Annotated in this window: 7 protein-coding genes; 4 read left to right on the top strand and 3 right to left on the bottom strand. The window is 39.5% G+C overall.

From position 1 onward, the window contains the following. Positions 1–170 precede the first annotated feature (170 nt). The 3 genes from AC5JMK_RS07515 (at position 171) to AC5JMK_RS07525 (ending at position 2,336) form a co-directional block, all read left to right on the top strand. A complete protein-coding gene (locus AC5JMK_RS07515; RefSeq protein ID WP_096675361.1) occupies positions 171–845 on the top strand; it encodes an ATP-dependent Clp protease proteolytic subunit in 675 nt (224 codons plus the stop codon). A 137-nt stretch (positions 846–982) separates the two neighbouring features. Then, positions 983–1,585: an ATP-dependent Clp protease proteolytic subunit gene (locus AC5JMK_RS07520; RefSeq protein ID WP_096675360.1), complete on the top strand. Its 603-nt coding sequence runs from the start codon at positions 983–985 to the stop codon at positions 1,583–1,585. Between the two features lie 148 nt (positions 1,586–1,733). After that, entirely contained in the window at positions 1,734–2,336 is a 603-nt protein-coding gene (locus AC5JMK_RS07525; RefSeq protein WP_096675359.1) for a J domain-containing protein, read from the top strand. A 2-nt stretch (positions 2,337–2,338) separates the two neighbouring features. Here the strand turns inward: AC5JMK_RS07525 and AC5JMK_RS07530 are convergent, their stop codons facing one another. Both AC5JMK_RS07530 and AC5JMK_RS07535 read right to left on the bottom strand, forming a co-directional pair. Next, positions 2,339–6,673, bottom strand: a complete 4,335-nt coding sequence (locus AC5JMK_RS07530) for a hypothetical protein (RefSeq protein ID WP_495909782.1) — start codon at positions 6,671–6,673, stop codon at positions 2,339–2,341. A 313-nt stretch (positions 6,674–6,986) separates the two neighbouring features. Next, positions 6,987–7,235 (bottom strand): Ycf34 family protein, encoded by a 249-nt coding sequence (locus AC5JMK_RS07535; protein ID WP_016864199.1) that lies wholly within the window; start codon positions 7,233–7,235, stop codon positions 6,987–6,989. Between the two features lie 84 nt (positions 7,236–7,319). On the opposite strand from AC5JMK_RS07535, the gene AC5JMK_RS07540 reads away from it, so the two are divergent. Further along, positions 7,320–8,582: a tRNA nucleotidyltransferase/poly(A) polymerase-related protein gene (locus AC5JMK_RS07540; protein ID WP_096675357.1), complete on the top strand. Its 1,263-nt coding sequence runs from the start codon at positions 7,320–7,322 to the stop codon at positions 8,580–8,582. Between the two features lie 41 nt (positions 8,583–8,623). Here the strand turns inward: AC5JMK_RS07540 and AC5JMK_RS07545 are convergent, their stop codons facing one another. Next, positions 8,624–9,358, bottom strand: a complete 735-nt coding sequence (locus AC5JMK_RS07545; RefSeq protein WP_096675356.1) for an HAD family hydrolase — start codon at positions 9,356–9,358, stop codon at positions 8,624–8,626. Positions 9,359–9,582 lie beyond the last annotated feature (224 nt).

Raw genomic sequence — 9,582 nt, forward strand, 5'->3', positions numbered from 1 at the left:
GGAAAAGATATTTAGCAAATTGGTCATTGGTCATTGGTTTTGCATGAAAGACAAATGACGAAGCACAAATGACAAATGACAAACTTAGCGAGTAATCCACACCTCTAACAACGCTAGCATCGCGTTAGGATGTATTACAGTTAACGGCATTATTTCAAGCAACAGTTCCTATGGACGTTTCTCCCATCAAGGCTGTGCAAGCCCCCTACTACGGCGATAACTTCTACCGTACACCACCACCAGATTTGCCTTCTTTACTATTAAAAGAGCGAATTGTCTATCTGGGAACTCCCCTATTTGCAGAGGTGACAAAACTCATCATTGCTGAACTGCTGTATTTACAGTCTGATGATCCAGATAAACCAATCAAAATTTACATTAACTCTACAGGTACTTCCGACGGTAGTTCTGGTCAGATGGGACGGCTGTTTGGTTTTGAAACCGAAGCTTTCGCCATTTATGACACAATGAGGTATATTAAACCTCCTATCCACACCATCTGTATCGGTAAAGCGGTAGGTATGGCTGCAATACTTCTAAGTGCTGGGAGTGAGGGTTGTCGTGCTAGTTTGTCTCATTCCAGCATTGTCTTACACCAACCCAGAAGTTTTGCCCAAGGACAAGCAACGGATATTCAGATCCAAGCCAAAGAGGTACTCAACAATAAAACGGCGATGGTAGATATCCTCTCACATACCACAGGACAATCCAAAGAAAAAATCGTGAAGGATATGGATCGTCACTTCTACATGACTCCCCAGCAAGCTGTGGAATACGGTTTGATAGACCGAGTTTTTGAAAAAACCGAAGTCGCTACCACCCCAGCAGCAGCAGGAATTCTCTAGATAGTTGTTTGTCATTTGTCATTTGTTATTTATTTGTCCTTCGTGCAAAGCTAATAAATCATCACCAGTGATCAAATAACCAAATGACCAATGACTAATGACCAATGACCAATTATTCTTGACAAACGGAGTAAAGTATGCCTATTGGCTATCCAAGCGTCCCCTACAGATTACCGGGGGAACAATTCACCCAGTGGATTCACATTTACAGTCGTCTTGCGCGCGATCGCATCATCTTTTTAGGGGAAGAAATTGATGATAAACTCGCCAACGAGATTATCGCCATCATGTTATATCTGGATTCTGAAGATCCAGGCAAAGATATTTATTTGTATATAAATTCTCCTGGTGGTGCGATCGACTCTGGTTTGGCAGTTTATGACACCATGCAACACATCAAATCTGATGTAGTGACAATTTGCGTGGGTTTAGCCGCTTCTATGGGTTCTTTTCTCCTGGCGGGTGGTACAAAAGGCAAACGCCTAGCTTTACCCCACTCCCGGATTATGATTCACCAACCCCTACTTCCTGGTGGTATGCGCGGACAAGCTAGCGACATTGAAATTGAAGCTAGAGAAATTCTGCGTATCCGCCGCCAGATGAACGAAATCTACGCTCAAAATACTAATCAATCGCTAGAGAGAATTGAAAAAGACTCCGAAAGAGACTTTTTCATGTCTGCTGCGGAAGCAAAAGAATATGGCTTGATTGACAAAGTAATTGAGGAACGGCCGAATTAGGGATAGGGGGACAACTAATCAGTTAACAGTTAACTGTTAACTGATTCATGCCCTTTCCCCAAAAATGGCAATTTGGTCTTTATGATTGGGTACTTCAAGCATTAAGCTATATGCTGATAGCTGATATTAATGCTTCTTGTTGATCACGATGGATCTTGGAGATTGCTACCGTTTATTGGGTTTAAGGTCGGGTGCTTCCTTTGCTGACGTTAAAGCGTCTTATCGACGCCTAGCACAGCAATATCATCCCGATATCAATCCAGATGACAACAAAGCCAAAGATAAGTTTATTGCCTTAACTGAGGCATACAGGTTGCTATTACAGGTGGTAGCCCCACAAGAAATAGCCCCACAAACTCAGACAGTAACTGTAACTCATCCAGAACCTACTGTTACACAAACGCCAACAACACTCAAAACTAAACCGACGCCACAACCGCCTCAAATGTCGGAAGTAGAACAGCAATTGAAGTGGCAGACTTATGAACAATTGCAAATATTTTTGAAACAAAGAAGGTTTCCCCAGGCGATCGCACTAGCGGAAGCTTTAGCAGCACGCTTACCACAAGACGCAGAAGTACGTCAATGGCAAGCGATCGCCTATCAAATTTGGGGACGGGTACTGATTAAACAAAACCAGTTACCCAAAGCCAAAATATATCTGAAAAAAGCCTTAAAAACAGATCCCCACAATAAGGCTTTGTGGGATGAGGTGCAGCGTGACTTTCAAAAATTAGAACAGATTTTTTGAAATTAATTCACTACTCCTACAACAAAATTTACTGTGTAGGGTTCCTCTAATGATTGTTGAGTACTAGCTTTGATGGCATTAAGATGGCGACGTAGAGATTTTAATTGAGAAGGATTAGGACGATATGTGAGACTACCTTGTTTTTCAAACAAAGGTGCATTGGCGATCGCCTTATAATCAAAATTTTCTCTCGAAGCAAGAGTCAGCCAGGAAAAGTCAACATTATTGGGGAGTAAACCAGGAGGTAGTTCACCTTCTAAGAAAGCTAATAGGCGTTGCTGACAACTACGGGTGTTAATACCACAGGCCTCGAATAATTGAATCACTTCATTAAAAGATAAAGCTCGATCTGGGATAAGTCGCAGCAATTCTGTAAACAGGAAATAATCAGTGTACTGTTGTCTGGGTACTTCTAATACTTGAGGATGCAACGGTAGCATAGCTAAACCGTATGCTACACGACTACAACTAGGACTACCATTTTCATTTAAATACGAATCCTGAATGATCTTTGCACTGGGGAGTTTTTGTCGTAGCCAACGAGAAACAGCACCTAAATTAGATGTACCACCAGTCAGGATCGCTTGATTGATTGCTTCTGTCGGTATACCTTTTGCTACCAATAACTTGTTGAGTTCACGGTTAAGACGTCGCACAAATGGAACAAATACTTGGCTTTCTAAATCCCGTCTTTGCAAGACCCAACACTGATCCGCTAATTCCAAAGTAAAAGATTCTTGGTGTTGCAAAATTAACTTTAAGGCTACTGCTGCATCCAAAATTGCTTTACCCAACACAGAACTTTCTAAGCGTTGCTGTAAGTTAATGCGATCGCTCGTGTCTGGTTCTCCGGGTCGTGGTAATTTTAATCCTTCTAACCCCAAACTTGCAAAACTCATCTGCTCGATACCAGCAATTGTTGGTTGCCATTGTAAAGGACTGCTGGTAATAGTAGTATTATTGCCTTCTTGGGAAGAATTCCGCAGTTTGCGCCATTTAGTTGGTAGTAGTAACTGGCAAATAATATCTTGCTCAATTCCCTTACCAGCATAAGCAAAATTGTGGAGCATAAAATCGCTGTGATTTAATTCTTCCAGACTTTCTGGTAAATCAACCAGCGCCATTTCCGTTGCGGCTGCACCGATATTAATCACAAGGGTGTTACCCTCAAAGGGATACTCACTGGTTTTGGCAGAATGAGAATGTTGGCTATTGCCAAAATGAATAATTTCACCACTAGCACCATCAAGTTCCGAAAGTAAACTAGCGATCGCTTCTTCGACAAAATATACTTGTTGAGGATGCTGAATAATTTTGCTCAACAGCAAAGCTTCGCGAATATTAAAGCGATATTGTTCTGACCAGTGAGATGGACAGGTGCAGATGACACCAACAAGATTGTTGATGGCGCTGTGGAAAATTTGTTGCTCTAAACCAACTCCCGCCGCAGTTAAACCTAAAGTGGTACTACTACGGTCTGCTCTTAATGTCAATAGTAATTTGGAGAGCGATCGTACAACCCAAACTAGAGGAACTGTCGCAACTTCATTAAATTGCAATATTGGCTCCCATTTTTGCTGTTCATTTTTGTAAGGAAGTGCTATTTGCAAATAAGGTTTGAGTTGTGCTGAAAAAAGATTTGAAGTTGTAGTATTTTGTTCTTGTGCAGATGGTAAATAAACTTCTGCTGGTAAACGGAATGTTCGTGTTTTTAATGCTGCTTCTTGCTGATTTTCTGCTGACCAATAGATAGGATAAACTTCATTTGTAGAGCGATTGAATAAAGTTGCAGAAATTCCTGTTGTACCTAAATCAATTCCCAAATACCAAATGTAGTCTCCGATATTGGCTCTAATTTCTGTATTGTCTCCAATTCCGGAATCTGAAGGCAAAAACAGTTCTAAAGAATCGGCTGTGGCTTCCTTAGTTTCAGTTTCAGCTAATTGCTCATTCTGAGAATTATTCGATACTATAACCTGGGCAGAATCTGGATTTTCTGGCTCAGTCATAGGCGACTTAAATTGAATATTTTTCTGTTCACCAAAATTAGCCAAATCTTCATCTAATTGCAGCAATTGCTTTGCATTCAATGCAATTTCTGGTATAACTAAATTTTGTTTTTCTACTTCTAATAACAAATTTTCTTTGACGGAAGCAGGGATATATTGTTCTGAAGAGTCATTGATGTTATCAACACTTATTTCTTCTGTTTGATTTGGTGTTGATATTGTCTCAATTGTAGATTCTTCAACAGATTCTTCTTGCAAAACTTGCTGCTCAATATCTGTGGAAAATAATAAGTTATTTAAGCTTGTAATTGTCTCAGCAGCAATGGGTTTTTCAACAGGTAAAGAGGAAGTTTCATTACTTTCTTCCGTATATGTGATTTTTTCCCACAATTCTAATAGTTGTCTCCTGATCTTTTTGGTAGTAGCTTTTGTATCTTCTAGCTGAAAATTGCCACTTTCTAAAAGACCTGCATCTGGCTCGTCAAACCAAGGATCAGACGCAGTAACAAGAGATTCTGCTGATTGTAATTCATCTGTTACAGATGTAGAGCCAGAATCTATAATACTCACATTTGATAAGGAAGCAGTATCATCTACAGGTAATTCTTCCGTAGAATCTGCAAATTCAAACATTACTTCTTGTAGAATTAACTCTAATTCTTCTTGATTTGAGATTACTTCTTCATGTACAGATAATTCGTCATGCAGGTCTGTAGCTTCAAAAATGATGTCTTGGGTCAGAACATCTTCTTCTTGTTGATTTGTGAACACTTCTTCGTAGAAAGATAATTCGTCATTCGGTTCTGTAGCTTCAAAAATGATGTCTTGGATCAGAACATCTTCTTCTTGAATAACAGTGACGACTTCATCTTCATTAATAATTAATTCTGTGGAATCTGCAACTTCAAAAAAGACATCTTGAAAAATTAAATCTGTTTCTTCTTGCTCAGTATTTGTATCTGCATCAACAATTAGTTCTGTAGAATCTGTCACCTCAAAAAAGATATCTTGAAGAATTAAATCTGCTTCTTCTTGATTAATAGTTTCTATTTCATCCACATATATTAATGCTGTTAAGTCTGTAGCTATTAATTCTGACTGTTCTTGACTAGTTACTGTCTCTGCTACAGGTAAATTATCTGTTGAATCTATAATTTCCAAATTGGTAGTCTGAGAAGAAAACTCAGGATTAGTTGTGATGAAATTATCATTCCCAAATAAACTAGCGTAAAGTTGATCTACCTCATCACGAATTGAGACAGAGCTATCTTGGTGTAATTCATCAATTATGGAAGTAGTAGCAGTATCTGGAGAGTTTGGCGTATCTTGAGTTTGGGTAATAACTGTATCAGTTTCTAGTGTTTGAGCATCATTTTCTGATTCGTCTATTTTATTGCTGGATTGTAGAGTTTTGGAGTGAGTGGGTCGTATTTCGTTATTAATATCAATAGTAAATGGTTCTTTAGAAGCCGGTTGCAGTTGTGTCTGCTGTGCCAAGTTATTGATTAAATTGCCAAATAATTGTTCTCCTTGCAAACCTTGGCTATACATTCTTGCCAGAGCTTGAGAAAGAGACTCATGGTATGTATGAATATTACGTTGTAAAGCTTCAAAAACTACATTAACAGTTCCATCAAGTGCGAGTAACTTTTGATCTAATTCGCTAGCAAGACGTGTTAATCGTTGCAACTGATCCTGTGGTTCTAACAAAGATGAATTAGCAAAAGCAAGTTGTTCTTTGTTGTCATTACTAGTAGTGGTAGAAGAACCAGCAGCACCAAGCGCTAGTGGAGTCTCTTGTGTTGGTTTGATGACATTTGTGGGAATTTTTGGTTGTAGATCCCCTCCCAGGCGATTAGTCAGCACTTGCAAAAAATCTGCTATTAGCTGTTCTTGGTTTGCTAACTGCTGTGCTAGAGAAAAGTTTTGTAGTCGCCTTTGCTCTAACTCTTTGATTTCCTGGACGAGATTTGCTCGTTCTTGCAAAAGTGTTTGTAACTCTGCTTGCAATGGTGCTAATAGTGAAGATAGTGGATTAGACTCAGAACCTTCCTCTTGGCTGAATTGATTAGGCTGTGGCTCAACGGAATAATTATTTTGATTAATAAATTTTGTTAATAAAGTTGATGACTGCGGTTTTAACTGTTGCTGATATGGAGTGCTGTTTACCTCCGCTTCTGCACAGCTAACCAGAAAGTTACGCATCCTTTCTAATAACTGTCTTGGTTGCTCCTTCTCACTGGCAAGAAACCGGGAAAAGCGCTTGTTGGAAAGTAAACTGTCAATGTCTGCTATTAGTGTTTGAATCTCAGTTGTGCGGGAAGTCACGTTTATTCACCTTAAATAGAACTGTACCTCACCTCTGGTGGTGCGCTAATTATTTTGTTATAACTACTGCCACTATGTTACGCATCCGGTGAGTATTTAGAGATATTAGGTAAGCCGCACTAACTTAATGCTGCACTTAAAATATAATCTTGCACTAACCAACTCTTGCCTTCCATCGCCTGAGCCTGACTTTTGGTTGCTAAAGTTTGGTTAATTTTAAATTAAAGGAGAAAGGGAAAAGAGAAAAGCACTTTCCTAAATTACCTTTCTCTTTCCCCTTTTTTATTTTCAAATTTATAGACACCATAACTGATCAAGTTGGTACTAACTCGCCAGGACGCAACTTCGACCACTTACCTTGTTCTCGTTTAAAACTGAGACATCCTACCACATCCCATTCCATTTCAATCACCTCGCCTCTGGGACGGATGTTAACGTTGATAGATGGTTCATTTGGCTCAAAATCTGGTGTTTCAGTCAAATGGGGTTGTTGATGTTGGGTTTCTACCGCGTGGTAGGTGACACAACGGTCTACATAATGACAATTGACGCAAACGCACATAATACAACCTACTCTAGAGCCTTTATAGTTAATCTAGCTTAAGCTAAAGCGTTATTCATTAGCTTCTGGGTTTATTTTTATTACATGACGAGAAATAGTTCTGAACTTTCAACCTTAGCTCCCGAAAATTGGCCTTTTAGCATAGAATTTTTACCGCCACCAGCTTATATGGTGGGTGGTGCTGTCAGAGATGCTATTTTGGGAAAAACTCGCGAATATTTAGATTTAGATTTTGTTTTACCAACAAATGCTGTGACAGTAGCTCACAAAATCGCCAAGTATTACAAAGCTGGTTTTGTACTACTTGATCCACAAAGACAAATTGCTCGTGTGGTGTTTCCTCATGCTACTGCTGACTTTGCCCAACAAGAAGGAATGAGCCTGGAAGTTGATTTGCATAGGCGAGATTTTACAATTAATGCGATCGCCTATAATCCCCACACCCAAGAAATTATTGATCCTTTACAAGGTTGTGCAGATATTAAAAAGCATTTGTTAAAAATGGTATCACCAAGCAACCTACAAGACGATCCCTTACGGTTACTACGGGCTTATCGTCAAGCTTCCCAACTTAGCTTCACTATAGAATCAGAAACACAAGCAACTATTCGCGCTTTTGCATCCCAAATCACGAGAGTCGCCGCCGAACGAGTCCGGGTAGAATTGAGCTATATGTTGCCAAGTTCTCAGGGTAGTGCTTGGTTAATTAGCGCTGGGGAAGATGGTTTACTTACGCCTTTTTTCAAAAATGCTCAACAGGAAAACTTTCAGAAACTATCGACGGTTGACACAGCAGCAGATCAGCTTACCCATTTCTGGCCACGACTAGGTGAAGAACTACAAAATTTTGTGCGTGATACCGTTAAAACTACCTGGCTAGGTATTGCGAAACTTGCTTGTTTAGTTAACCCAAACTCAGAAATAGCAGAAGTAGAACTGCAAGAATTAACTTACAGTCGCGCCGAAATTAAAGCTGTTACCACGACCCTGAAACTGTTCCCACAGTTACGAAATCCCCTGATGTCTTTGCGAGAACAGTATTTTTTCTTTCAGGAAGTGGGGTCTGTATTTATATCTACAGCAGTCTTATCTGTAGTACACGGTCAGTCAGTAGAAGCGATCGCACCTTTAATGAATCGCTATCTTAACCCTAATGATCTGGTAGCTCATCCCACACCGTTAGTGAGTGGAAAGGACATAATGCTAGCATTAAACATTTCTCCTTCGCCACTGATAGGTAAATTACTCACAGAAATAGCGATCGCCCAAATTGAAAATAAACTTACTACACCTCAACAAGCAATAGAACTAGCAGCAAAGTTAGTTGCAAGTGATGAAAGTTTTTAGTTGTTTGGATTCACGACTAACTATTAATAAACCAAATCAAACTAAGTTTCTACAACTTGAATTTCATCAAGTTGATTAATTACTATATGCGCACCTGCGACATTTTCGGGTTTATTAATCCAAGTTATACCAATGCAAGCAGCAGCTTTAGCATTACGTGCCATTTGCATATCACCCGCCGAATCTCCCACCATCAAAGTAGCACTAGGTTCTACTCCCAATTTTTCACAAGCTTGTAAAAATAACACTGGATCTGGTTTACTTGGCCCTTCATCCACTCCCATTTCTAACTGGATATAATTACTTAATTGATGAGTTTCTACAAATTCTTGGACTTCAGCAGTTGTTGCAGCTGAGAGAATCCCTAGCTTTAATCCTGCTTCTGATAATTTCTTAAGAATTTCTAAACTACCAACAAATAAAGGTGAGGGAGTTTTTCCAAGGTATTTTTCGGCGTCTGTTAATGCTTGGCGTGCGATTTTTAATGACTCAAACCAACCGCGCCCAGTTTCAGCTATATATGCGGCGGCGGCTACTTCTGTTTCTCGACGACTTGCTACTGATACCAGCCCTGCGGGATCGAGAATATCACCATTGACACCAAAGGCCATTAATAATGGTTCCCCAATTCCGGGAATTTGCGCGTCTATAATTCTCGCTCCTTTTTGAGCAAGCGATCGCAAAAATACTTCTGAGTCTTCAAGAGTGCCATTTTTATCAAATAAAATAGCTTGGATATTAGAAAATGTCACATCTCTACACCTAATAGTTATCAAGAGATTCTCCTTATTGTTGTTCTGAATAAGTAACCACTAACCAATACAAAAAAAGAGGGAAAATTTATCCCTCCTTGCCCGTAAAATTTTATCTTTATAAATAGTTGCCAATAACTGCAACGAGAAACAAATTACTCTTCAATAGCTACTGGTATTTCTTCTTCAACTGCTTCAACTGCTTCAACTGCTTCAACTGCTTCAACTGCTTCAACTGCTTCAACTGC

The organism is Pelatocladus sp. (assembly GCF_059505505.1).

Excerpts from the sequence above, each read along its gene's own strand:
- AC5JMK_RS07535 (WP_016864199.1), bottom strand. The coding sequence starts at position 7,235 with ATGTGCGTTTGCGTCAATTGTCATTATGTAGACCGTTGTGTCACCTAC.
- AC5JMK_RS07525 (WP_096675359.1), top strand. The coding sequence starts at position 1,734 with ATGGATCTTGGAGATTGCTACCGTTTATTGGGTTTAAGGTCGGGTGCT.
- AC5JMK_RS07520 (WP_096675360.1), top strand. The coding sequence starts at position 983 with ATGCCTATTGGCTATCCAAGCGTCCCCTACAGATTACCGGGGGAACAA.
- AC5JMK_RS07515 (WP_096675361.1), top strand. The coding sequence starts at position 171 with ATGGACGTTTCTCCCATCAAGGCTGTGCAAGCCCCCTACTACGGCGAT.
- AC5JMK_RS07540 (WP_096675357.1), top strand. The coding sequence starts at position 7,320 with ATGACGAGAAATAGTTCTGAACTTTCAACCTTAGCTCCCGAAAATTGG.